Annotated in this window: 23 protein-coding genes; 8 read left to right on the top strand and 15 right to left on the bottom strand. The window is 59.0% G+C overall.

The genetic code is table 11. The features are described from left to right. Positions 1–33: 33 nt before the first annotated feature. Positions 34–318, top strand: a complete 285-nt coding sequence (locus KI792_07740) for a hypothetical protein (GenBank protein MBV6632909.1) — start codon at positions 34–36, stop codon at positions 316–318. A 4-nt stretch (positions 319–322) separates the two neighbouring features. Here the strand turns inward: KI792_07740 and KI792_07735 are convergent, their stop codons facing one another. From KI792_07735 to KI792_07705, 7 genes are all read right to left on the bottom strand, one after another. Then, entirely contained in the window at positions 323–1,204 is an 882-nt protein-coding gene (locus KI792_07735) for a 50S ribosomal protein L11 methyltransferase (GenBank protein ID MBV6632908.1), read from the bottom strand. After that, positions 1,201–3,507 carry a UvrD-helicase domain-containing protein gene (locus KI792_07730; GenBank protein MBV6632907.1) on the bottom strand — a complete coding sequence of 769 codons (2,307 nt, stop codon included), beginning with the start codon at positions 3,505–3,507 and terminating at the stop codon, positions 1,201–1,203. The genes KI792_07735 and KI792_07730 overlap by 4 nt, the downstream gene beginning before the upstream one ends. Before the next feature lie 146 nt (positions 3,508–3,653). Beyond that, complete coding sequence (locus KI792_07725; GenBank protein MBV6632906.1) at positions 3,654–4,169, bottom strand: hypothetical protein; 516 nt, start codon at positions 4,167–4,169, stop codon at positions 3,654–3,656. A gap of 211 nt (positions 4,170–4,380) precedes the next feature. Further along, the gene (locus KI792_07720) at positions 4,381–5,292 is read right to left on the bottom strand and encodes a metal ABC transporter permease (GenBank protein MBV6632905.1); all 912 of its coding nucleotides are present in this window, start codon (positions 5,290–5,292) and stop codon (positions 4,381–4,383) included. Then, entirely contained in the window at positions 5,289–6,509 is a 1,221-nt protein-coding gene (locus KI792_07715; GenBank protein MBV6632904.1) for a metal ABC transporter permease, read from the bottom strand. The genes KI792_07720 and KI792_07715 overlap by 4 nt, the downstream gene beginning before the upstream one ends. After that, positions 6,509–7,282, bottom strand: coding sequence for a metal ABC transporter ATP-binding protein (locus tag KI792_07710; protein MBV6632903.1), 774 nt, complete (start codon positions 7,280–7,282; stop codon positions 6,509–6,511). Before KI792_07710 ends, KI792_07715 begins: the two co-directional genes overlap by 1 nt. 10 nt (positions 7,283–7,292) lie before the next feature. Further along, positions 7,293–8,261: a zinc ABC transporter substrate-binding protein gene (locus KI792_07705; protein ID MBV6632902.1), complete on the bottom strand. Its 969-nt coding sequence runs from the start codon at positions 8,259–8,261 to the stop codon at positions 7,293–7,295. A gap of 231 nt (positions 8,262–8,492) precedes the next feature. On the opposite strand from KI792_07705, the gene mntR reads away from it, so the two are divergent. Then, positions 8,493–8,915 carry a manganese-binding transcriptional regulator MntR gene (mntR, locus tag KI792_07700; protein ID MBV6632901.1) on the top strand — a complete coding sequence of 141 codons (423 nt, stop codon included), beginning with the start codon at positions 8,493–8,495 and terminating at the stop codon, positions 8,913–8,915. A gap of 21 nt (positions 8,916–8,936) precedes the next feature. Here the strand turns inward: mntR and KI792_07695 are convergent, their stop codons facing one another. Both KI792_07695 and pdxH read right to left on the bottom strand, forming a co-directional pair. Continuing rightward, complete coding sequence (locus KI792_07695; protein MBV6632900.1) at positions 8,937–9,890, bottom strand: cation diffusion facilitator family transporter; 954 nt, start codon at positions 9,888–9,890, stop codon at positions 8,937–8,939. 32 nt (positions 9,891–9,922) lie between these two features. After that, positions 9,923–10,588 carry a pyridoxamine 5'-phosphate oxidase gene (pdxH, locus tag KI792_07690; protein ID MBV6632899.1) on the bottom strand — a complete coding sequence of 222 codons (666 nt, stop codon included), beginning with the start codon at positions 10,586–10,588 and terminating at the stop codon, positions 9,923–9,925. Positions 10,589–10,855: 267 nt separating this feature from the next. On the opposite strand from pdxH, the gene KI792_07685 reads away from it, so the two are divergent. The 3 genes from KI792_07685 (at position 10,856) to aroC (ending at position 13,504) form a co-directional block, all read left to right on the top strand. Beyond that, the gene (locus KI792_07685) at positions 10,856–11,374 is read left to right on the top strand and encodes a hypothetical protein (GenBank protein MBV6632898.1); all 519 of its coding nucleotides are present in this window, start codon (positions 10,856–10,858) and stop codon (positions 11,372–11,374) included. A gap of 147 nt (positions 11,375–11,521) precedes the next feature. Further along, on the top strand, positions 11,522–12,361 hold the full coding sequence (fabI, locus tag KI792_07680) for an enoyl-ACP reductase FabI (protein ID MBV6632897.1): 840 nt from the start codon (positions 11,522–11,524) through the stop codon (positions 12,359–12,361). 9 nt (positions 12,362–12,370) lie between these two features. Continuing rightward, complete coding sequence (aroC, locus tag KI792_07675; GenBank protein ID MBV6632896.1) at positions 12,371–13,504, top strand: chorismate synthase; 1,134 nt, start codon at positions 12,371–12,373, stop codon at positions 13,502–13,504. Here aroC and KI792_07670 read toward each other — a convergent pair. Further along, positions 13,501–14,265, bottom strand: coding sequence for a methyltransferase domain-containing protein (locus KI792_07670; protein MBV6632895.1), 765 nt, complete (start codon positions 14,263–14,265; stop codon positions 13,501–13,503). The two genes, aroC and KI792_07670, sit on opposite strands and share 4 nt — an antisense overlap. Before the next feature lie 139 nt (positions 14,266–14,404). On the opposite strand from KI792_07670, the gene KI792_07665 reads away from it, so the two are divergent. Both KI792_07665 and sppA read left to right on the top strand, forming a co-directional pair. Then, positions 14,405–14,992, top strand: a complete 588-nt coding sequence (locus tag KI792_07665; GenBank protein MBV6632894.1) for a peroxidase-related enzyme — start codon at positions 14,405–14,407, stop codon at positions 14,990–14,992. Further along, positions 14,967–16,979 (top strand): signal peptide peptidase SppA, encoded by a 2,013-nt coding sequence (sppA, locus tag KI792_07660; GenBank protein ID MBV6632893.1) that lies wholly within the window; start codon positions 14,967–14,969, stop codon positions 16,977–16,979. The genes KI792_07665 and sppA overlap by 26 nt, the downstream gene beginning before the upstream one ends. Before the next feature lie 11 nt (positions 16,980–16,990). Here sppA and KI792_07655 read toward each other — a convergent pair whose 3' ends face one another. The 5 genes from KI792_07655 to KI792_07635 all read right to left on the bottom strand — a co-directional run bounded on the left by KI792_07655 (position 16,991) and on the right by KI792_07635 (position 23,304). After that, positions 16,991–17,746 (bottom strand): TlyA family RNA methyltransferase, encoded by a 756-nt coding sequence (locus KI792_07655; GenBank protein ID MBV6632892.1) that lies wholly within the window; start codon positions 17,744–17,746, stop codon positions 16,991–16,993. 39 nt (positions 17,747–17,785) lie between these two features. Next, complete coding sequence (gene dxs / locus KI792_07650) at positions 17,786–19,732, bottom strand: 1-deoxy-D-xylulose-5-phosphate synthase (GenBank protein ID MBV6632891.1); 1,947 nt, start codon at positions 19,730–19,732, stop codon at positions 17,786–17,788. A 78-nt stretch (positions 19,733–19,810) separates the two neighbouring features. Beyond that, entirely contained in the window at positions 19,811–20,071 is a 261-nt protein-coding gene (locus tag KI792_07645; protein MBV6632890.1) for an exodeoxyribonuclease VII small subunit, read from the bottom strand. Between the two features lie 111 nt (positions 20,072–20,182). Further along, positions 20,183–22,072, bottom strand: a complete 1,890-nt coding sequence (locus tag KI792_07640) for a hypothetical protein (protein MBV6632889.1) — start codon at positions 22,070–22,072, stop codon at positions 20,183–20,185. A 278-nt stretch (positions 22,073–22,350) separates the two neighbouring features. Next, complete coding sequence (locus KI792_07635) at positions 22,351–23,304, bottom strand: histone deacetylase family protein (protein ID MBV6632888.1); 954 nt, start codon at positions 23,302–23,304, stop codon at positions 22,351–22,353. Positions 23,305–23,554: 250 nt separating this feature from the next. Between KI792_07635 and KI792_07630 the strand changes: the two genes are divergently transcribed. Continuing rightward, entirely contained in the window at positions 23,555–24,673 is a 1,119-nt protein-coding gene (locus KI792_07630) for an efflux RND transporter periplasmic adaptor subunit (GenBank protein ID MBV6632887.1), read from the top strand. The last annotated feature ends 2 nt before the right edge of the window (positions 24,674–24,675 follow it).

The following is a 24,675-nucleotide window of genomic DNA, read 5'->3' as shown; positions in this document are numbered from 1 at the left end:
TTAAGAGCTGGATCGTGGGAATGGAAATGACCGGTGGCGCAATCCGCAATTGCCCTTGTTGAGGGCCATAAGCTGAAGGCGCAGACCATGACCAAACCGACCCTAGATGCGATCTCACCGATCGATGACTACTTTGATGACGACGACGCCCCTGTTTCAATGGCCGTCGACCTTGATGCCATGATGGCACGTGGCCGTCGCATGCGCTCAGAGGCATTTATCGGCGGCCTAAACCGCCTGTTCAATGCCCCACGCAACACCCTGGACGGTGCAACCGACCGGCGCTTCATCCACGGTGCCCGCACGCAGAAGGCTTAAAGCCTCAACGTTGGAATACCAGCGTGGTCCAGATACCGCGCTGGATCCGACCGATGAGCACCAGACCCTGTCGGCGATAGGCGGCGATAATGCGCGGCGCCTGGCGGTTTAAAAGCCCCGCCAGGATCAAGGGCGCACCCGGCGCCATGGTGGCGGTCAGGTCATAAGACAGCGCCTCAAGCGGGCCTGCCAAGATGTTGGCAAAGACCAGATCATAGGGCAGGCCAGCGCGAACCAGATTGCTGTTCGTGCCATCAGCCTGGCCTGTACGCACCTTCGCCTGCAGGCCATTATCCCGAACATTCTGGGTCGCTACAGCGACCGCTTGTGGGTCGATATCAACGGCCACCGCGCGTGTTGACCCGGCCCGAATTGCGGCCATGGCCAGCACGCCCGTGCCCGTGCCCACATCCAGCACATTGGGGAATGACCGCATCTTCACCAGCTGGTCAAAGGCAAGCAGACAGCCGCTTGTCGAGCCATGATCGCCAGTGCCAAATGCCGTCGCGGCATCGATTTTTAAGGACCAGCTGTTCAGCGGTGGGGCGTCATGGTGGCTGCCATGGATAAAAAATCGACCAAGCTGGATCGGCTTAAAGCCCTCATAAACATGGGCGACCCAATCGGTTGGCGGCAACCGCTCAACCGAGACAGAAGGGGATGGCAGGTTAAGCCCAGCGGCAATGACCGAGGCCATTGCCTCAATCCCAGCCTGGTCAGGCTTTTCAGCGGCATAACCCTTGGCCGCCCAAACATCCTCCCGCACCTCAAACTCCATCTGGGCATCGGTGAAGTCGGTGAGCGAGACGGCAAAAGCCTCCGCCGTCGGATGGTCGGTCTCAAGGTGGATAGTGGCGACCCAACTCTCGCCTGCTTGCGCAATCATACGTCGCTGGCCAATTTGAGGAAGCTATCCATCAGCTTCTTCTCGCCCGTATGGTCAAAATTGACCTTGAGCTTGTCGTTATCGACGCCGGTCACGGTGCCATAGCCGAACTTGTCATGGAACACACGGTCGCCGGGCCGGAAGGCGATGTTAGGGCGATCCCGCTTGGGCACCTCGTAATCCGGCACCCGTTCGCGCGGCTGCAGCTTACGGGCATCGGTAATGGCATCACGCAGGCGGGCCGCCGATGCGCTTGGCTGTTGGCCAATCTTTGACCAATCCGCACCGCCAAAGCCTCTGCCCCAGCCGATCTTCTCGCTCGTGACCGGGCTTTCGGCCTCAACATCCGCATGCTCATCCGGCAGCTCATCGACAAAACGTGACGGGATGGATGCGGTCCAAGAGCCATGAATGCGACGATTGCCAGCATGGGTGATGATCGCCCGCTGCCGCGCCCGGGTAATGCCGACATAGGCGAGACGCCGCTCTTCCTCTAGCCCGGCGATCCCATTCTCATCCATCGCGCGTTGGTTGGGGAACACCCCCTCCTCCCAACCGGGGAGGAAGACGGTATCGAACTCCAAACCCTTCGCACCGTGCAGGGTCATCAGGGTGATCGAGGCATCGGCCGCATTCTCCTGATTTTCCATCACCAGAGAGACGTGTTCGAGGAAGCCTTGCAGGCTCTCAAACTCTTCCATCGCGCTGACGAGTTCCTTCAGGTTCTCAAGGCGTCCCGGTGCCTCGGGCGACTTATCCGCCATCCACATAGCGGTATAGCCACTCTCCTCCAGCACGATCTTGGCGAGATCGGTGTGATCCTCGGTCTCAACCAACCCACGCCAACGGGCAAAGTCTTCCATTAGCCCGCGCAGGGTGGTTCGTGTCTTGCCCTTTAAGGCATCGGTTTCGGTTAGGCGCCAAGTGGCCTCGGCCAGCGGCACGCCCATATCCCGGGCAGCGATTTGCAGGTTCTGTAGGGTCTTGGCCCCAATGCCTCGCTTAGGCTTATTGATGATCCGTTCAAAGGCCAGATCATCGGCGGGTTGGGCGACAACGCGTAGATAGGCAAGCGCGTCCCGAATTTCCTGCCGTTCATAGAACCGCGCACCACCCACAACGATGTAGGGGATGCCGAGGGTCATAAACCGCTCTTCAAACTCCCGGGTTTGGAAGCCAGCACGCACTAGCACGGCCATATCAGCAAGGCTCTCACCCTTGGTTTGCAGGGCTTCAACCTCATCACCGACCCAACGGGCCTCTTCCTCACCGTCCCAAACGCTGCGCACCCGAACCTTCTCACCGCCATCGGCATTGGTCCACAGCGTCTTTCCGAGGCGCCCTTGGTTATGGGCAATTACCCCGGCAGCGCAGGCAAGGATGTGGCTGGTGGAACGGTAATTCTCTTCCAACCGGATGACGGCAGCACCTGGGAAGTCTTCTTCAAAGCGGAGGATGTTGCCAACCTCAGCCCCGCGCCAGCCATAGATCGATTGATCATCATCACCAACACAGCAGATGTTCTTTGAGGCCTGGGCCAGCAGACGCAGCCACATGTATTGGGCGACATTGGTGTCCTGATACTCATCAACCAGGATGTATTTGAACTGCCGATGATAACCCTGCAGTGCCTCAGCATTGGCTGGGTCCTGAAAGATCGTCAGCATGTGCAGCAGCAGGTCGCCGAAGTCACAAGCATTCAGCGTCTGAAGCCGCGCCTGATACTGGGCATAGATGTCATTGAGGCGCCCGCCAGCCAGGTCGCCGGCATCGGCCCGGCTTAACTTGTCCGGGGTCAGCCCACGATCCTTCCAGCGCTGGATCACACCCATCAACACCCGGGGTGGCCAGGCCTTTAGGTCGACATTCTCCGCCTCCATGATCTGCTTCAGCAGGCGGATCTGGTCATCGGCATCGATGATGGTGAAGTCAGAGCGTAAGCCCACCAACTCCGCATTCCGGCGGAGCATGCGGGCACAAAGGGCGTGGAACGTTCCCAGCCACCAACCCTCAACCGGCACACCTAACAAACCGCCAACCCGCTCCCGCATCTCACGGGCCGCTTTATTGGTGAAGGTTACGGCCAGGATTTGATGCGGCGCTGCCTTACGCGTCGCCAGCAAATGGGCCAAACGGGTGGTCAGGGCGCGGGTCTTACCGGTTCCGGCACCGGCCAGCACAAGGACCGGCCCCTCAGTGGTCAGCACAGCCTCACGTTGCGGCGGGTTTAGGCCGTCAAGATAGGGCGGTTCAGCAGCCGAAGGCGGAACCCCGGCATCGGGATTTTGGGCAGGCTCACTCATGATGTTGAGGAATATAGCAACGGTCGGCCAAGGACCAACCCGACAAAAAGATCAAAACAAGAACATTCTGGCTTTTCTGTGTAAAAAGCCACACTGCCTTTTGTGCTTGTTCATATGTCTTGCAGAACGACTATCGATCAAAGGCTTCAGATTCTGGGGCGATAGTTTATGTGCTCGTCCACATGCGCCCGCAACTTCTGGGCCGTCCGCTCCGCGTTGTCCGCACCATAGAAATTGCCGCGTTGGTTCAAGCGGTTTGCCAGTCTTTCATAGTACCGTGAGCGGGCGTGGACGGGGCTGTTCGGAAGCATCTCAAAGAAAGCAGCGGTCCGCTGGCGACCCGCCATCCAAGGCACCATGGTGATAGTTAAGGAACCAATCGATAGCGGGATTAAAGTGCGCACAACCGGCTTGGCAATGCTGTAGTCCACAATCCCAGCGTCTGCCGCGTACATCGTACCAAACATCGCTGCAGTCAGGACTTTACCAGTCCTAAGCACGAACTTGTCTGTTGCGATATGGCGCGCGACTGGCCCAGCGACATTGCGGTTTAACCAGCCGCCAATTTTTGGCAGCAGCCCGCCTGGAATCTCAAGCCTCGCATCTCGTTGGCATCGATTGGGGCCAGAGCGCAGAACTCTTACCGTACGATCATCTTGCATAATAGCTTGTCCATCTCCGGCGCGATTGGCGCCAATGGGCGCGCAAAACAACGGAAGTTGGGTAGATTGGCAAACCAATTTTCTGCAGAAGAGCCATGCATCCATCCCCCCTGCGCGATGGATGAACGGTTTATCGTGTGCCCCGGTAGTCGTTCTTAGGACCCGATCCCAGAGTATTGCCTGGGCAATAGACCACCCAAACTAAACTGGTTTATGCGGCCAGGCGCTGGCGGTGCGGCCCGTAGCAACAAGCCAATAAGAGAACGGCGCCGCTGACGGCCGCGATCATGCCCGCTGCGCTGACGGCATTGTCGAAGCCAAGCCAGATCGGTCCGTAGCCAGCCAGGGCGTAGCCCGCCACGGCTGAGAGAACAGCAAACAAGCATGACCAGGCAATCTGACGGCCCAGCTGGTCGGTCATCAACCTGGCCGCAGCGGGTGGGCAAATCATCATCGCAATCACGATGATCGATCCCACCGCATCAAACGCGGCGACAGCGGCAATCGAAACCAACACTACCAGGGCAAAGCTGAGCAATCGGACCGGAATACCCAGCGTCGCAGCATAGGCGGGATCGAAGGTTGAGATCTTCAGGACCCGCCAGAAGACAGCAATGAATGAAGCGACAAGGGCCAGCGCGGCCATAACTCGCCAAAAGGCCGCCGGTAAGTCTGCCAGAGCCGCCGGATCAAAGATTGAGCCCCAGCTCGTCCCACTTAACCAGATCAGGCTCTCCAGATTGCCATAGAGTGCGTGTTCAACATCCAGGTGCACCTGGCTTGTATCCGTGATCTCTAACAGCAATACGCCAGCGGCAAACATGCTGGTGAAGACGACGCCCATGGCAGCACCCGCCTCAACCTTGCCAATCTGGCGGATCAACTCGATCAGGGTCACGGCGATAACCGCAGCGACGGCGGCACCGAGCAGCATAGGCCAGGTAGTCACAGCGCCACTGATTAGAAATCCAACCACGATACCGGGCAGCACCACATGGCTGATCGCATCACCGATGAGCGCCTGCCGCCGCAGCAGCAGAAAGTTGCCTGGTAAAGCGCAGGTCAGGGCGGCCAGCACACCAATAAGGATGGGGATCAGGCTGAGAGCAACAAACTCGTTCATCCTGGCACCCCATTCGCTTTCGGGGCCATCTGACGGTCGAGCCAGGCGATCTCATCCGCCGTTAGCAGTTGGTTGATTGAGGTAATACCATCATAGCCCCTGGCCAATGCGGCGGCGGGATTATGATGCCGGAACAAGGTCCAGCGCGCCTCATCCAGCGCCGCATCACCGGCGGCCAGGTGACCAGCCTCGGTCGGACTGCCCTTATCATCCAGAAACGCCACCTGCTGCAGGGCACGGCGTATGCTGCGATCGTGCACCGGTTTGCCCCCGGCGATGGCGAGCAAACCCTGGCGCTGACGTACTGCCTGCCGGTAGCGCCATTGGGCCGATTTGGCGGCCACCAGGCCACGGGCGGGGGCGAATAGCAGCGACAACACAAACAGGCCAGCCAGGACCAAAACGATGATTGATCCTGTCGGCAACCCCTCACCGCTGGCAGAGATGGCCGTACCAAGATATCCGCCTAAAGCTCCCAACCCACCACCGGTTAGAACCATGTGATCCGCGCGCTCCGTCCAGAAACGGGCGGCGACGGGCGGGATGATCATCAGCGCCACGATTAGAACCAGGCCGACCAGCTTCAAGCCGATCACGGTGATGCCAAGGGCGAGTGCCATCATCACCCGGTCGGTCACCTTCAAATCGATGCCAACCGAACGGGCATAAGCTGGATCAAAGGCGGTGATCAGCATGCGCCGCTGAAACAGAAAGATACCGAGCGACGCCAACGCCGCACCGACCAGCACCATCACCGCCTCAGAGGCGAGCATCGCCGCCGCATTACCCAGCAGAAATCCCTCCAGCCCCGCCGGCTTGCCAATACCCATGGTCTGAATCACGGTAAGGGCAACGATACCAATGCCGAAGGTGACAGAGAGGACAGCCCCAATGGCCGCATCCTCTGGCAGCCGGGTGCGGCGTCCCATCCATTCAACGGCAAGCAGGCCCAACCCCGCCGTGACCGCCGCGCCCAATAGGAGGCCGGGCAAGAAGCGACCATCACCACCCGCTGCCGCCATGATGATAAAGGCAAGCGCCACACCAGGCAGGGTTGCATGGCTTATGGCGTCGGAGACCATCGCCTGGCGCCGCAGCAGGATGAAACTGCCAATGGCGCCGCCGGCGGCACCAAGCAAAGCCGCACCAATAGACACAATCGCCGTGTTGTATCCGGCCCACAGGATCAGGGCATTTAAAAGAAGCGAGAGATCCATCACGCGGAAGCTGCGAGCTGCTCCAGCTGGCCACCATAGGTGACCTTCAGATTGTCATCGGTGAGCGTGGTGGCCATGGGCCCCTCAGCGATGCACTGGGTGTTGATCATCAAAACCCTGTCGAAATAGTCACCAAGCGTGTTGAGGTCATGATGGACGGCCAGCACCGTCTTACCCTGGTCACGAAGGTTGCGGAGGACACCGATAATCGCCTGCTCAGTCGCGGCATCAACGCCGGCAAAGGGCTCATCCAAGATTAGTAGGTCAGCCTGCTGTGCCAGGGCACGGGCGAGGAAGACGCGTTGCTGCTGCCCGCCGGATAGGGCACCGATCTGACGCGTGGCAAAATCAGTCATGCCAACCTGTTCAAGGCAAGTCATGGCCAAGTCGCGTTCAGCCTTTCCGGTCCATCTAAACGGCCCCAGGCGTCGATACGCACCCATCAACACCACATCCAGCACCCGAACCGGGAAATCCCAGTCAACGGCAGCGCGCTGGGGCACATAAGCAAACTGATCGCGGGCATCTGACACCGCTTTACCAAACATTGAGGCGGTGCCAGCCATCGCAGGCTGAATGCCAAGCGCCCCCTTAATCAGGGTCGACTTGCCCGCACCGTTAGGACCAACAATGGCCATCATGGCGCCTTTGGGCACCGTCAGGTCGACAGAGAAGATGACCGGCCGCGCACCATAGCTAACCGTCAACCCACGCACGGCGAGGGCTGCATCACGGATATCCGGATCAAGCGCTGGTTTAAGCTGCCGGGCCATCAACATCCGATTAGCCCTCGATACCAAGCTTACCGAGACGCCCCTGGGCAGGGGCCTCGCCACCCAGTGCACGGGTGATGGTGGTCGCGTTATGGTCAATCATGCCGAGATAGCTGCCCTCATAGGTACCGGCAGGGCCCATAGCATCGGAGAATAATTCACCGCCAATGCTGACCTCATGGCCTCGCGCGGCGGCCCCTTCAATCAATGCCCGCACATTCCGATCAGCAACCGAACTCTCAACAAAGACAGCGCGGACGTCATCCTCGACCAGTCGATCAACGAGCGCCTCGATCCGGCGTAGCCCTGCTTCGCTCTCCGTTGAGATGCCCTGAATACCGACCACGTCGAAGCCATAGGCATCGCCAAAGTAGTTGAAGGCGTCATGGGCGCTGATTAGCACGCGGGCAGCCTCAGGTACCGTCGCCAACACCGTATCGGCATAGGTTGCTAGGGCGGCAAGCTCACCTCGATAGCTATCAGCATTGGTAGCGAACAGTTCGGCATCCCGTGGGAAATTCTGAGACAACGCGGCAACGGCGGCATCCACCACCTGCCCCCAAAGCACGGGGTTCATCCAGACGTGGGGATCGTAGCGCCCATCATAATCGTCATGGGCCAGCAGCTGATCCGTCGACACCTGATCGCCTAAGGCCACGACGGCCTGACGCTCGCCCAGCTCGGCCATGAAATCCTCAAGCTGCGCCTCAAGATAGAGGCCGTGCCAGATCACCAGATCGGCATTGGCCATGGCCACAATGTCGGAACGGGTCTGGCGATAGGCATGGGGATCAATACCCGGGCCCATTAGCGCCTGGACCTGAACCACTTCGCCGCCGATGACCTGAATCAGGTCAGCCAGCATGCCGGTCGTCGCAACGATTCGATATGGCTTACCCGTTGCTTCTGCACTGACGGGCGAGAAGACAAGGCTAAGTGCTAAGGCACTAACGATAAAAAGGCGGCGTGAGACCTGCATTTTAAGCTCTTGCATCAATCAAACTGATGATTCGTAATTTAGGTGAGCAGGGTGTTGCGTCAATAATCTAAAAGTTTTAGCCTTGCCTAAATTTTTATGGCTAGGCCTTAGGTCGTTGAAAAGTAAAAGAAACACCCCTAAGCCGCTGAAAAACCAAGCGCAACAATTTGCAAGCAGGCTGGAATAACAACCGTGGCAGACCCCAATCAGGATGGCTTACCACTAAATGAAATGCAGGATGCCCGGCGCCAGGCCCGCCGGTTTGAAGCGTTGCGCGATGCCCATCAACGGGAGATGGCGGAAGACTATGTCGAACTGATCGCCGACCTAATCGATAATATGGGCGAGGCACGGGTCACTGACTTAGCAGAGCGGTTGAGCGTGACACCCGCCACGGTGAACAGTGCCCTACAACGACTGGTCCGTGATGGCTTGGTCGATAAGCGCCCCTATCGCTCAATCTTCCTGACCAAGGCTGGCCGCGAAATGGCCATCGCCTCGCGCAAGCGGCACAAGCTGGTCGTGGATTTCCTGATGACCCTGGGCATCAGCCGGGAGATTGCGGAGATCGATGCCGAGGGCATTGAACACCATGTCAGCGAAGAGACCATCGCCGCCTTCCAGCGTGAAGTATCTAAGAAGGGCAAGCGATAGCAGCGGCTTGGCCGGTTTGGCTTAGTTGAACAGGCGTCCCTGACGGGCATCGACACCCAGCCGCGTATCCAGCCGCTCATCATCAATGCCCGCTGGCTCCTGATGGATGATGATCTCAGCATTGGGAAATGCACCGATCAAATCGGCCTCCAGCGCATCCGTCACATGGTGTGCCTCGGCGATTGTCATCTCCCCATCCATCTCCAAATGGAACTCAATGAACAAGGTGGTGCCATCGCTTCTGGTTCTGAGGTCATGGATGTCATCCGCATGGTTATGGGCGGTAACGATCTCGATAATCCGATCCCGAACCTCGGCCGGTTGTTCATGATCCAAAAGCAGGTGGAAGGCGCGGTAGCCGATCTTCCAGGCATTCCAAAGCCAGTACAGAATGGCAAAGGCGGCCAAGCCGGTGTCGAAACCGGATTTACCCGTGAAATCAGTGAGAAACAGGGCGGAGATGATCGCCAAGTTCATCAAGACATCGCCCACATAATGGGCGCGATCGGCTTGGATCGCGACTGACCCGGTGCGTGCCCCCACCCAACTTTGCCAGGCGACAAGGCAGCTGGTCAGGACAATCGAGAACACCAAGGTGGCGATGGCCGGCGTGGTGGGGCCAACGGCTTGCGGTTCAATTACCCGGTTCAGGGTTTCGATGGCCACAAAAATGGCAGAGCCCGCGATAAAGCCGGACTGGGCTAGGGCGGCTACCGGCTCCGCCTTGCCATGGCCAAACCGGTGCGAGCGATCCGCTGGACGCTGCGCGTACATAACGCTCAGCAAGATGATCGAGGAGGCCAGTAGATCGAGGAAACTATCGATCAAGCTGACCAAGACGCCAATGCTGTTGGAACTAACAAAGGCAAAAATCTTCGCCCCAATCAGGGTCACAGCGACGGTCACGCTGGCATAGGCCGCCCAACGCCTAAGCCGCGCATCACGCACGGCATCTAGGGTCGCTGCCTTGGCCATGGAAAACCGCCTTCAATCAACCGGGTCAGGCGTTACGGGTAAAGCCGTTCGGTGCGCCAGCCCGCAACGGTACCCGCTGCAGGGTCATCCGTGGCGGTGGGCACGGCGTGGAACACGATCCGGTTGTGGAGGCGGAACGGCATATCTTCCCAGAACTCAATCCGGCGCGGGCTAACCCGGAAACCAGACCAATGGGGTGGTCGCGGCACATCCTCACCCGGATAGGCAGCCTCAATCGCCTCAACCCGCGCCTTCAAAGCCTCCCGGCTTTCCAGCGGCTGTGACTGCAGGGACGCCCAGGCGCCAATCCGGCTGCCACGGCTGCGGCTTGCGAAATAAGCATCGGCCTCTGCGTCCGGAACCGGCGCTGCGTCGCCCTCAATCCGCACCTGACGGCGTAGAGACTTCCAGTAGAACATCAGCGCGGTCGCTGGATTGTCGTAAAGCTCACGCCCCTTGCGCGAGGTGTGATTGGTGTAGAAGACGAACCCACGCTCATCGAAGTCTTTCAGCAGCACCATGCGGGCGGATGGCATGCCATCCTCGTCCACCGTGGCGATGGTCATTGCGTTGGGATCGTTGATTTCATTCTCTTTCGCATCCTCAAACCACTGCCCGAACAGCTTGAACGGGTTGATGATGTCGATGGCGGAAACGCCCTCATCCCTGGTGTCGTCGCCGGTGGTGAAAACAGACATGCTAGGCCCCTGAGAAACGGAAGAGTTGTGGTCCAGGGAAATAGTTGGTCTGGCCCGCCCTGGCAACGACCACGGCTTCGATAGCGACGATCTGCGGCTGTCAGGCCTTGTACCGCCCAAAAGGCCCGACGTGCCCGTTTATCCACACCCCCATCGTGATTTTGCCGAAAACGCGCATTCAACCTGACAGAATCGACAGAATCTAAGACATTTCATCCAACAGTTTGCGCCCGCCAGAACGGCGTTTCGCTTGAAGGAATCGGACCAATGATTGGCTTCCTGAACGGATTGAAGAAATCTTCCCTGACCGCTCGCATGGCGGCTGCCAGCCTTATGGTGCTGGGCGTCACCGCCTGCACGCCAGAGCATATTCCGCTTTTCTACGACACCATTGATAGCCCAGCCGTGCGCGTAACGCCGATCCGTGGTGGGCTGATCTCAACCCAATTGGACCCGGGCAAGGGACCGATAGCGGCGGCGCCCCAGGCAACCATCCTGGGCGCTGCCATTCCTGGCCAACCGGGTCGTCGCCTAACGCGCACCGACCAAATCTTTGCTGAAGAGGCCGGTTTCCGGGCCCATTCCGCCGCGCTTGGTCAGACCGTCCAGTGGGCCAACCCACAATCTGGCAACTCCGGCACCATTACGCCGATCCGCCAGGGCCTCTCAACCATCGGCAGCGTCTGCCGCCAGTACCAGCAGATCATCAATATTGCTGGTAGCGTTGAGGAAGCTTTCGGTACCGCATGCCGTCAGCCAAACGGCGATTGGGTTGTGGTTAACTAACCAGCCTGCTAACACCTCGGCATAACAGGCGCGCAGCGCGGGGTCCCGCATTTGAGCGCCGATTAATCACATGTCTAAGAACGGTGGTGAGAACCAGGCCAAACTGGTGCAGCCAACCGTCAAGCGCTGCCGGGAAACCCACAGACTATGACTGACAGCACAGGATTAATGGCCGGGAAGCGCGGCCTGATCATGGGCGTTGCCAATGACCGCTCCATCGCCTGGGGCATCGCTGAGGCTTTGCACAACGCTGGCGCCGAACTGGCCCTCACCTATCAGGGCGATGCCTTTGCCAAGCGGGTGAAACCACTGGCTGAGCGTATTGGCTGTGACACGCTGATCGACTGCGATGTCACCGATGCCGCCTCACTCGACGCCGCGTTCGATGAGATCGGCAAGAAGTGGGGGAAGATCGATTTCCTCGTCCACGCCATTGCTTACTCAGACAAGCGCGAGCTCGACGGTCGTTATCTGGACACGACGCCAGATAACTTCCGCATGACGATGGATATCTCCTGCTACTCCTTCACCGCTGTCTGCCAACGGGCAGCCCCGCTGATGACTGAAGGTGGCTCTATCGTCACCCTCACCTATTACGGCGCTGAGAAGGTGATGCCCCATTACAATGTGATGGGTGTTGCCAAGGCGGCTTTGGAAGCTTCCGTCCAGTATCTGGCCGTCGATATGGGTAAGCAGAATGTGCGGGTGAACTCGATCTCTGCTGGCCCAATCAAAACCTTGGCGGCAAGCGGTATTGGCGACTTCCGCTATATCCTGCGTTGGAATGAGTACAACGCCCCGCTCAAGCGTAATGTCACCCAGGACGAGGTGGGCAAGAGCGCGCTGTACCTGCTCAGTGATCTCGGCACCGGCGTTACGGGTGAATGCCTGCATGTGGATGCGGGCTATCACGTGGTCGGCATGGCCTCAGTTGATGGTGCTGGCGAAAGCGGCGCCCTGCTGCAAAGCCTCGGTGATCAAGGCTAGACCCAACCCATGGCGGAAAACAGCTTCGGTCAGACCTTTCGCTTCACAACCTATGGCGAGAGCCATGGCCCCTCTCTGGGCTGTGTCGTTGATGGCTGCCCGGCCGGCATTCCGCTGAGTGAAGCCGATCTTCAAACCCATCTGGATCGCCGGAAACCCGGCCAATCCCGTTTCACCACCCAGCGACGTGAAGCGGATGAGGTGGCCATTCAGTCTGGCGTATTTGAGGGCCAGACCACGGGCACGCCCATCGGCCTGACCATCCAGAACACCGATCAGCGCTCCAAAGACTATGGCGATATCGCCGATAAGTTTCGCCCCGGTCACGCGGATTACACCTATTGGGCCAAATACGGCATGCGGGATTATCGAGGCGGTGGTCGTGCCTCCGCCCGGGAAACCGCGATGCGAGTGGCCGCAGGCGGTGTCGCAAGACAAATCTTAGCGCACCACCCTGCCCTGGCTGACCGGCCACCAATTGAGATCAAGGCGGCGGTTACCCAGATCGGCCCCCATGGCCTCGACCGAGAGAATTGGGATTGGGATGAGGTTGATCGCAACCCATTCTTCAGCCCCGACGCCAAGGCAGCCGAACACTGGGCCGATTACCTGGACCAAATCCGTAAAGGGGGCCTATCCGCCGGTGCGGTTATCGAGTGCGTGGCCATGAATGTCCCGCCAGGTCTAGGAACCCCGGTCTATGGCAAACTGGATGCCGAGCTCGCCGGTGCCATGATGTCGATCAATGCCGCCAAGGGTGTTGAGATTGGCGCCGGGTTCGCAACCGCCGCCCTTGATGGTGCGGAGAATGCCGATGAAATCCGCCTCGACGCCGATGGCAAGCCAGTGTTTCAGTCAAACAAAGCTGGCGGTGTGCTGGGCGGCATCTCAAGTGGTCAAGATATCGTCGTCCGCCTGGCGATTAAGCCAACCAGCTCAATCCTCACACCACGCAACACGATCAACCGCTTCGGTGAAGAGGTTGAGGTCGTGACTAAGGGTCGGCATGACCCATGCGTTGGTATTCGCGGCGCCCCGGTTGCCGAGGCGATGATGGCCTGCGTCCTGGCCGACCATCTGCTGCGCCATCTTGCGAGTGGTGATGCAGTCGCCTTCGACCGCCCTTGGGATAAGCGGGATTAATCCTCAAGCTCTTCCGGCAAGACCGCATGGAAGCGTAGGCGCACATAATCGGCGTACCATGTGCCGTCCGATGCCTTCAGCGTCGGTTCAAGCAGCACACGCACCTCTTTAACGAAAGCCTCACGCTCATTCACCGGCAACTTGCCGATGGTTTTAGCCGTCATAATCTCGAGCCAGGCTTCCATGCCTGCAGTGACGCGGGTCTGGCGGGGATGCAGCTGCATATGCAGGACGGCGAAACCCGCATCCTCGAGCAGCTCCCGATACTCATCCTCAGTTGGGAAGTACCAATCGGGCAGACAGTCAGGGCCAAGCCCCCAGCGGATAGCGGTGGATCGAAGCGCGGTTGAGATTGCCGCGATATTGCCGAAGCCGCCAAACTCAGCGACAAACCGGCCACCGGGCTTCAGGTGTTCCTTAACCCGCTCGATAACCTTGTCCGCGTCCTTGATCCAGTGAAGGGCAGCGTTAGAGAAGACGGCATCGGCGGTGATGCCAAGGTCAAAATCTGTCGCGTCAGCAACGCGCGCATCGAGGCCAAGCTCATCAGCGGCGGCAACCATGTCGGGGTCTGCATCAACCCCGATAACCTTGGCGCCCTTCTCGGCGATACGTTGGGTTAGCACCCCATCACCGCAGCCGAGATCGATAATGGTTTCACCCTCCACCGGGGAAAGCAGATCGAAGACAGGCTCGCCTAGATCTGTGACAAAACGGGCGTGCCTGGCATAGGCCTCAGCGTCCCAACGTTGTTCAACCATAATTCGCGACAATTGATTTAGCGCTTTGCGTCTTAGGCCACGGCTGGACTACCCTGCCGCACCTGTTCACGACGCCCGAACTCGACTAGCGAACCACGGGCAGCACAAAACGACAAGATAGCAAGTGAGGGAGGCTCCCATGCCGCAGCCGGAACACGTGATGGCCTTGGACATTGTGCCGGATGAGACCAGCCTGGATGACGAGCATCAAAAATTCTTCCAGCTATGCCGTGACAAGCTTGGCTTCGTGCCAAATGTACTTCAAGCCTATAGCGCGCGTGAGGCAAAACTCCGCACCTTTTCAAGGCATTACAACGAGCTGATGCTGGGCGATAGCAAGCTCTCCAAATTAGAGCGCGAGATGATCGCGGTCGTCGTTTCCTCGGCCAATCACTGCTATTACTGCCTCGTGGCCCATGGGGCAGCCGTGCGGCAGCTCTCAGGCGATCCAGAGCTTGGTGAAATGTTAGTGATGAACTATCGCACCGCTGCCCTGGATGACCGACAACGTGCCATGCTGGATTTTGCCTGGAAGCTGACCACCGAACCCCATCAAATGGGCGAGGCTGACCGAGAAGCACTCCGCCAGGCAGGCTTCAGCGAAGAAGAGATTTTTGACATCGCCGACGTGACAGGCTTTTTCAACATGTCGAACCGCGTTGCCAGCGCGGTTGAGATGATACCGAACCGGGAATATCACAGTGCCTTCAGATCAGACGCCGAATAACCCTTTCCGCAGTAAGCCAGTAGAGCCAGCAGCACCCAGCGCTGAAGAGCTTGGTCAAATGCCAGGCACGGCGGCCAGTGCCCAGCAACGGATGCAAAGCCGGCAATCGACCGCTGATCCAATGAGCGGCGCGACGGCACCACCCCGCTATCGGCCTACAGCAGGCGGATCAGGCGGTAATGGCGGCGGCACCGGTGACGGCAAAGGTAGTGGCTGGTGGAGCTTTGCCAAAGGTGTTGCGGCAATCTTTGTCTTCACCTTTGCTGGCCTTGGGCTGTTTGTCTTCGCCAGCGTGATGAGCCTTATCTCCCTGCTGGGCGAGGTTGAGGGCCCAGTAGCACCGGCCCTGCCACAAGACATTGTCCTATCACACGCATTTGGTAAGCCGCTGGTGGAAACCCGCGCAGGTGGCGGGCTTGCGAGCCTCGTTGAACGCGACCTAACGGTGCCTCAGCTGGTGCGAACGCTGAATGCCGCTGCTCGAGATGACCGGGTTAAGGGCCTCATCGTGCGCATGGAACCCGTGCCGATGTCCTTTGGCCATATCCAGGAAGTGCGCGACGCCGTTAAACGGTTCCGCGAGGCCGGTAAGTTTGCCCATGCCTTCAGCTTCTCCATGGGTGATTTCGCCGGGGGTACGGGCCCCTACTACCTCGCCAGCGCGTTTGATGAGGTGTGGCTGCAGCCTGTGGGCGGCATTGCAATCAATGGCCTGGGGATGGAGCTTCCCTTCGCTGCTGACTTGCTTGAACGTTTCAATGTCGAGTTCGAAGCAGTCACCCGGGAGGAATACAAATCCGCCCTGGCGCAGTTTACCGAAAGCGATATCCCGCCAGCGGTACGGGAGAATATGGAAAGCCTGATCAATGATCTGTTTGAGCAGATCGTTGAAGACATCGCCGCTGACCGCAACCTGACGCCAGAGCAGCTGGAGAGCTTAATCGACAATGCGCCCCTCACCGCCCAGACGGCGCTTGAGGGTGGTCTGATCGACCGCATCGGCTACCGCGACGAGTTTCTGGACGCGATTGAGGAAGATGGCGAAATCATCTCCCTCACCGGCTATAGCAGCCAACTGACCGAGAGTGAGCCAACCAGCAATGGCATTGCCTTGGTTCAAGCCTCTGGCCCGATTGTTCAGGGGGCGGGCGGCAGTTCCGTCTTCAGTGGCGCCATGCCAATCATGCGCATTGACACCACCCTGGATGAGATCATCGAGGATGACGCCATTGAGGCGGTTGTCCTGCGCCTGGATAGCCCTGGCGGCTCCCCCGCTGCATCTGAGTTTGTTCGGCGCGCGGTAACCCGGGTCAGTGAAGCGGGCAAACCAGTGGTGATCTCAATGGCCCAGGTCGCAGCCTCCGGCGGCTATTGGATCGCTAGCGGCGCCGACGCCATTGTGGCCCAGCCCGGCACCTTTACCGGTTCCATCGGTGTGCTGGCGGGCAAACCAAACCTCGCTGGTGTTTGGGAGGAGTGGGACGTGAATTGGGCGCCGATTTATCGGGGTGAGAATGCCGATATCGTCTCAACCAACCGCCCATTCGATGCCCGTGGCCTCGCCAAGATGAACGAGGATCTAGATCACATCTATGATGCGTTCCTTGAGCGTGTGGCAGAGGCCCGTGGTTTCAGCACGGAAGAGGCCCGCGAGATTGCCAAGGGTCGTGTCTGGAGTGGTCGGCAGGCCTTCCAGGTTGGGCTGGTTGATGAGTTGGGTGGGATCGAAACCGCATTCCGGCTGGCTGCCTCGGCGGCTGGGCTTGAAGTGGACGAGGCCGTGCTGACCAACTACCCGCGCCGCCAAAGCCGCTTTGACACCGCGATTGAGATCTTCGAGAGCCTCGGTGGGATCAGCGAAGGCCTGGATATTCTGAATAAGCTGAGCCGCATTGCAGAGCATGCCGGCGTTGATGAAACGCTTGAGGCGCTAGAGGCGGCGGAACAGCCAGTACGGACACCGCTGCCGATGCCATTGCCGCGTTAAGCTAACCCGTCTTAGGCGGCACCACGTTCGCCGACGATTAGGAACTCAACATTACCCTCTGGCCCGGTAATCGGGCTGGGACTAACGCCGCGCACGGTCCAACCAGGCTGTGCGGCGAGCCAATCACTGATCCGATCGCAAACGGCCTGATGCAGCTCGGGATCGCGAACCACGCCCTTCTTGCCGACCTGGTCACGGCCAACCTCAAATTGCGGCTTAATCAATGCCACCAACGTTGACTTTGGGTTGGTTAAGGCCATGGCGGCGGGCAGCACGGTTTCCAGGCCAATGAAACTCGCATCGCAAACCACCCAATCCGCCGGGGTTGTGATGACCTCTTCGGTCAGGTGGCGGGCATTGGTCTGCTCTAGCACGACAACCCGCTCATCTTCCCTAAGCTTCCAAGCAAGCTGCCCACGCCCCACATCGACGGCAAAAACCCGATCAGCGCCATGGTGTAGCAGAACATCCGTGAAGCCACCGGTGGAGGCGCCAACATCAATCGCCGTCACACCGGCGGGGTCGAGGTCAAACGCCTCAATCGCATGGGCCAGCTTTAGCCCACCACGGGACACCCAGGGGTGATCCTTGCCGCGCAGTTCAAGCGGTGTGTCGAGGGCCAGCATCTGCCCCGGCTTGGCGATCCGTTGTTCTTTAGAAAAGACCAGCCCAGCCATGATGACGGCCTGGGCACGGCTTTTGCTCTCGACCAGGCCGAGGTCAACCAACCGTTGGTCGGCACGAATTTTCGGGCTTTTCCCAGCCATGGATCAGCGTCCCCAGCTGGGCACCGTATGGATCAGGCTTTAAGCGCTCTGCGGTGCCGTCACGGCCGCCGCAATCACGCTCTCATCCGCCCCTAGGGCTTCCAGCGCCTTGGCAACGATGTGGCGGGCGCTAAGGCCGGCCTGCTCGTATTGCAGCTCTGGTTTATCCTGATCTTGGAAGATATCCGGCAGGGTCATGGTGCGGATGGTCATGCCCTTATCGAGCAGGCCATCACCAGCCATGAAGTGCAGGACAAAGGCACCAAAACCACCGACGGAGCCTTCCTCAATGGTGATCAGAACCTCGTGCTCCTTCGCTAGGCGGCGGATCAGGTCCTCATCCAACGGCTTGGCAAAGCGGGCATCGGCAACCGTCGTGGACAGGCCACGGCTATCCAGCTCTTCTGCGGCCTTCAGGCATTCTTGCAAGCGACCACCATAGGACAGCAGCGCCACCTTGGTGCCTTCCTTAACAATCTTGCCCTTACCGATCTCTAGGACCCGGCCAGCTTCAGGCATGTCGATGCCAACCGCTTCACCACGTGGGTAGCGGAAGGCGGAGGGGCGATCATCAATCGCCACCGCCGTTGCCACCATATCCTGCAACTCAACCTCATCTGAGGCCGCCATCAGGACAAAGCCCGGCAAGCAACCGAGATAAGCAATGTCGAAGGCACCAGCATGGGTGGAGCCATCGGCACCAACCAAACCAGCCCGGTCGATGGCAAAACGGACCGGCAGGCCCTGGATCGCCACATCGTGGACCACTTGGTCATAACCACGCTGAAGGAAGGTAGAATAGATCGCGGCAAACGGCTTGTAGCCCTCGGTGGCAAGGCCAGCAGCGAAGGTCACGCCGTGCTGCTCGGCAATGCCTACATCGAAGGTGCGGTCTGGGAATGCCTTACCGAACACATCAAGGCCGGTGCCGGATGGCATGGCCGCGGAAATGGCGACGATCTTGTCGTCCTTCTCAGCTTCTTTGACCAAGCTGTTGGCAAAGACCTTGGTATAGGCAGGTGCGTTTGGCTTGCCCTTAGATTGGGCGCCGGTAACCACATCAAACTTGGACACGCCGTGCATCTTATCGGCGGATTCCTCAGCCGGGGTGTAGCCCTTGCCCTTCTGGGTGACCACATGAACCAGGATTGGCCCCTCGCCCTGATCATCACGCACATTGCGCAAGACCGGCAGCAGATGCTCCAGATTGTGGCCATCAATTGGGCCGACATAGAAGAAGCCAAGCTCTTCAAACAGGGTGCCGCCGGTGACCATGCCACGGGCGTATTCCTCAGCCTTCTTGGTCGCATTTTTCAGCGGACGCGGCAGGTTCTCCATGAAGTTGAGAACGTTTTGGCGGAAGTTCCGATATGGCTTGGAAGACAGCAGGCGTGAGAGATACGCGCTCATCGCCCCAACCGGCGGGGCAATAGACATGTCGTTGTCGTTCAGGATGACGATCAGCTTGCTCTGCATCGCACCGGCGTTGTTCATCGCCTCATAGGCCATGCCGGCACTCATCGCACCGTCGCCAATCACACAGATCACGTTGTTGTCGCCGTCACCAAGGTCGCGGCCCACGGCCATGCCCAAACCAGCGGAGATGGAGGTTGAGCTGTGGGCAGCGCCAAATGGGTCAAACTCGCTCTCGCTCCGCTTGGTGAAACCACTAAGGCCACCGCCCTGGCGCAGGGTTCGGATACGATCACGACGACCGGTCATGATTTTGTGCGGGTAACATTGGTGCCCGACATCAAAGATCAGACGATCCGCCGGGGTATTGAACACAGCATGGATCGCGGTGGTCAGCTCAACCACGCCAAGGCCCGCACCGAGGTGGCCACCGGTGACAGAGACGGCATCGACGGTTTCGGTCCGCAGCTCGTCAGCATATTGCTTCAGCTCTTCATCGGAGAGCGTGCGCAGCGTTTCAAGATCCTCGACCCGGTCGAGCAGTGGCGTTTTAGAAGCTGATTGAGTGGTCATCATCTGTCCTAGCGTTAAGGAAGCCAGTTCACTGCAGGTCGGCTCACGGATTTAAGTTGGGTGTTTGATTCGGGCTGGTCAGTCGTTATCCAGCGGGGCAGCCCCGGCAACAGAGCCATCGGCCGCAATGTTCAGGCGTTCGATCTTCGCCTGCGCCTGTTTGAGCTTTTCTTCGCAATGCCGCTTCAACTCAGCGCCACGCTCATACGAGGTGACAGCCTCATCCAGCTTGGCAGAGCCACTCTCAAGCCCACGTACGATGGTCTCGAGTTCGGCCAGGGCAGCCTCGAACGACATGGCGGCAATTTCTGGCGATATTTCTGGGCTGGTATTCGACATGCGAAAGGGTGTTCGGGTCTGATCTTAAGAAATCCAACCCAAACCCCTAAAGCGGCACCATAAAGGTGTCAATTCACAGCTGTAGGTATATCGACCGAAAAACAGCGAAACTTATGTCAGAGCGGGGCGATCCCGGCCTGGTTTGCTGTCCGTTGGGCCTGGCAGCGCAATAACATCACCAGGCGTTGGTGCGCCAATCACGGCCTGGGCACGGTTCTCATGAACCTTAGCCAAAGCACCAGCATGTAGGCCGTCTTCACCACCAGCGGCGGCTTCAACGACACCCTTACCTGCTGCGACAATGGCCCCCTTAACACCGTTTGTCTTGGCAGCTTCAGCGGCACCATCGACGATCAATGGCAAGGCGGCAACAGCGCGATTAACAGCGCCACGGACCTTCGGATCGGTCGCTACAACCTCAATCGCGCGTTTGGCATCAACGCCGTTACCCGTGCTTGGGTTCAGGGCATCAACCAAGGCGGCCGTTGTCGGCTTCGGTTGGGCGGTCTCACCGATAAGACCAGCGACAATTGGGGCTGGCTCAGCTGGCTTGGGCTCAGCGGCATCTGGGGCCGCGCCATTGGCAAAGCTGCGCTCATCTTCCATGTGGCGCTGCGCGGTGCCGCGCATTCGCTCGGCAATGCCGTCGATATTCGCGGTTTCCACATCAACACCAGCCTGGCCAAGCATGTCTTTAAATGCAGCGCCAGTGTCGGCGTTCGGGGTGCCGAACAGATGATCATGAACATTGGCACCGATGCCTGGCATCGCCTGCTCAAAACGGGCACGTCCGGCATCTTCAAATGCCTTAGGGGTACCCAGCGGCATCGCTTCAATATCGAGCTTGGCATTCGCCATGCTGATTGCGGCCGCATCAATTTGGGTCTGCTGCATCTGATTGATGCCTAGATCAACCTCTGCAGGGCCAGCTTTCTCAGTTGAGTCGCCGCGCATGGTCTCTTGCATGGCCTCAAGCAAGCCACCTGGTGCACTTGCGGCACCGGCGGTCAGGGCCGCAACATCCAAACGCTTGGCAAGGCCGGTACCGCCGCCATCACCAGGCTTCGGACCACCATCGTCGCCACCAGGCGCAATACCTGGGGGTTCATCATCTGGACCTGGTTTTGGATCAACACCCGGCTCCATCTCGGCGCCAAGCTGAACCTCTTCCTTCCGGTCATAGTAGAAGTCACGGTCACGGGCCATTTTGGCGCGGATACCGTCGATCTCTGCGCGGCGTTCTTTCGCAGGCACAGGTGGTACGAAACCAACGGTGCCAAGGCCAGCGGCGCGGGCATGGTAGTAAAGGCGTGCTTTGGCTTCTGGGTCGCTACCCTTAATCCGGATGCGCGCCATGCCCTGCTCTTGGGCATTTGCAACGATCTGAGCTGCGGCCAGGTCACGCTCCTCATGGGTGTGAAGACCGTTTGCGCGGGCAGTTTTGTTACCGATCTCAACGCTGCCACCACGCTTCAAATTCATGGATAGGCGTGGGGAGTCCGGATCAACCGGGCGAACGCTGTCGACCAGCTCTGCGTCTTCGTCAGCGAGCTGGATGCCCTGGCCAGGCTCTTTACGCTTGATGTCGAGAAACTTTTTCGATTCCCGGTAGTACTGAGCCTTAACCGAGGCATCGTCATTATCTGGTTCGGACTGGCGAACCCGCGTCACCTTATCTTCTAGGGACGGATCGTCGAAAACTGGTTCTTGTGGCTGACCGTCTTGGGCTGCGTTCTTCTTAGGTGCAGGGCCTTCGGTAAACTCAGCCTCGACCTGATTGGCGCTGCTAGCGTCAGGGTCGGTGTCGTCGGCTGCAATGCTTGCAATCGGCGTTTCAGGTGACGCTTGTTCAGCAGCATCAGCGTCAGGAACGATTGCATCTTCCTCAGCGGCAGCGATGCGCGCCTGCTCGAGTTCCTGGGCCACACGTGCATCCGGATCATTCGGTGCTGCACCGGTGGCTTCTGGCTGTTCCCCGTCTTCGGGTCCCAAGTTGCTCATTTTAATCCCCTACCACGATCGGATGATCGTTTGCTTTCGATAGCACCATGGCATCATGACTAATGCAACGCACAATCATGAATTGTGAAACTTTTGGGAAGATTTTAGCTAAAATTTTTTGCAAACCAATCCCCAAAAGGCACAAAAAACTAAATTTGTTGTCCAAGCATCTAGTAGGCGTAACCCCCATGATCGCGCGCACTATTGCTTAAACACCATCCTTGGTTATTTGGAAGAAAGTGCCAAACCCCGGACACATTTCGCAGACGGTCTTTCGCCTAGCTGAAATCCTGTCCCAAAAGCGCCCCCAAATGGGCGGAAACCCCTTCCCGCAACGCATCCAAATCATACCCCCCCTCGAGGACAGAGACGATACGACCAGATGCATAGCTGTCAGCCACCTGGCTCAACGCTTCAGTCATCCAGTGGAAATCGGCGGGGCCCAACTCAACCCCCGCCAATGGGTCACGCGCATCCGCATCAAATCCGGCGGAGATGAAAAGGAGTTCGGGTTCAAACTTGGTGAGTCGGGGGATCACATCTTGCTCAAACGCCCGGCGGTAGGTCTCACCATCTGATCCGGCACGAATGGGAATGTTCATGATGTTCCCATGGGCACCCTGCTCTTGCGGCAGGCCAGTGCCGGGAAACAGCGGAAACTCATGGAGTGAGATGTAAAGCATCCGGGGATCGGCCTCGGCCATGGTCTGTGTGCCATTGCCGTGATGGACATCAAAATCGACGATGGCGACCCGGTTTAGCCCACCAGCCTCCAACGCATGGGCGGCACCCACAGCTACGTTGTTAAAGATACAGAAGCCCATGCACTCGGCCGGTTCCGCATGGTGACCAGGTGGCCTCATCGCCAAAAAGGCGCGACTGACCGCACCAGATAGAACCTGATCCACGGCCAGCACGGCACCACCAGCGGCATGCAGGGCGGCCGTACCGCTGCCCTGGCTCAATACGGTATCGCCATCAACCCGCACCATGCCTTCCTCTGGCACGGCCTCAAGTACCGCCTCGGCATAGCCAGGCAGGTGCACCCGATCGATCACTGATATGTCGGCGGCCGGCGCCTCTATCCTTACCGCTTCAGCAAATTGAGGGGCAGCAAGGGCATCTGCAACCGCATTTAGACGGTCAATTCGCTCTGGATGGCCGGGCCCGGTATCATGGGCCATACCGCTATCATGCTGAATAATCGCCAGCGCGTTTGGGGGTAAAGACATGGGTGCTCGGCCCTCAAGCCAAAGGTGGGTGCCAATGCCATAGCCGATTGTTTCACCCGGCTGACCGGTCAATTCGCTGAGATTGACCTTTCTTCGTGGCTGGCAGTGCTTACTTTCTGTTGGCAGGCAACCTATGTCAAACCACAGCGATTACCCAAGACAGGCTTCTCAAGTCATGGCCATGATGAACAAACGGCCCACCGCCCCACGAGCTGCCCCAGCCATTTCTATGGTTCTGGGCGGGCTACTTATGATTGGCCTTTGGGCCCAGGGGGGCATCGCGATCGCTCAAGGTGGGCCACCACAAGCGGCCGCTGTTCGGGTGGATGCGGTTGCCATGACCGCCCTTGATGCCACTACCCCAGTTTTAGGGCGGGTGGTTACCCGTCAGGGTGGGGTAATCGCAGCACGGGTTGCAGGACCAGTGCAATCGGTGACGGCGAATGTCGGTGATCAAGTGGCGGCGAATGACCTGTTGGCCGTTCTGGATCGTGACCGCCTACAGCTTGAGGTTGACCTGGCCGCCGCTGAACTGGCGACCGCCGATGCCGATCTGGCGACCGCCAGGGCGCGCCGTACCCAGGCTGGGTTAGAGTTTGACCGCCTTGACCGACTTCAAGGATCCGCCGCCTTCTCACAAGCCCGATATGAAGATGCTGAGACCGAGGTTATCCGGACCCGGAGTGAGATTGTCGCCGCCGAGGCAAGGCAACAGCGCGCCAAAGCCGCCCTGGATTTGGCACAACTCGACCTGACCCGCGCCGAGGTGCGCGCACCCTATGATGGCGTTGTCACCATGCGCCATGCAGAGCCTGGCGCCTATCTCGCGGTTGGCGAGTCTGTCATCACACTGATGGATTTGAGCGAACTTGAGATTGAGGCCGATGTGCCCTTCGACCGCCTAGCCGGTCTTCGACCCGGCACGCTAGTCACCGTTGAATTCGATAATGGTCACCAGCAGGCTTTACCCGTCCGAACCGTCGTGCCGGAGGAGAACCCACGCACCCGAACCCGCGCCGTGCGTCTCTCTGTAAAGGATGCTGAACTGGCCGCTGGCCTCGCGATCAACGCCGCGACCACAGTGATGGTGCCGTTAGATGCTGAGGCCCAGGCCCTTACGGTTCATAAAGACGCGGTGATTAAGCGCCTGGATGGCTCCATCGTTTTTGTGGCCGAGCCAACAGCCGATGGCGGCGATGCCGCCACGGCAAGCCAACGCAAGGTTCGCCTGGGTCGTGCGGTTGGTGAGCGGTTTGAGGTTTTGGATGGCCTCGTCGCCGGCGAGTTGGCTGTAACCCGTGGCAATGAGCGCCTACGCCCCGGCCAGGCCTTACAACTGCCACCGGTCAGCACCGCTGAGCAGGGCTGATA

The sequence above is a fragment of the Alphaproteobacteria bacterium SS10 genome, from assembly GCA_019192455.1.
Lineage (GTDB): Bacteria > Pseudomonadota > Alphaproteobacteria > TMED2 > TMED2 > TMED2.
The sequence above is the reverse complement of the archived record's forward strand: the minus strand, read 5'-3'. Positions and strand labels throughout refer to the sequence as shown.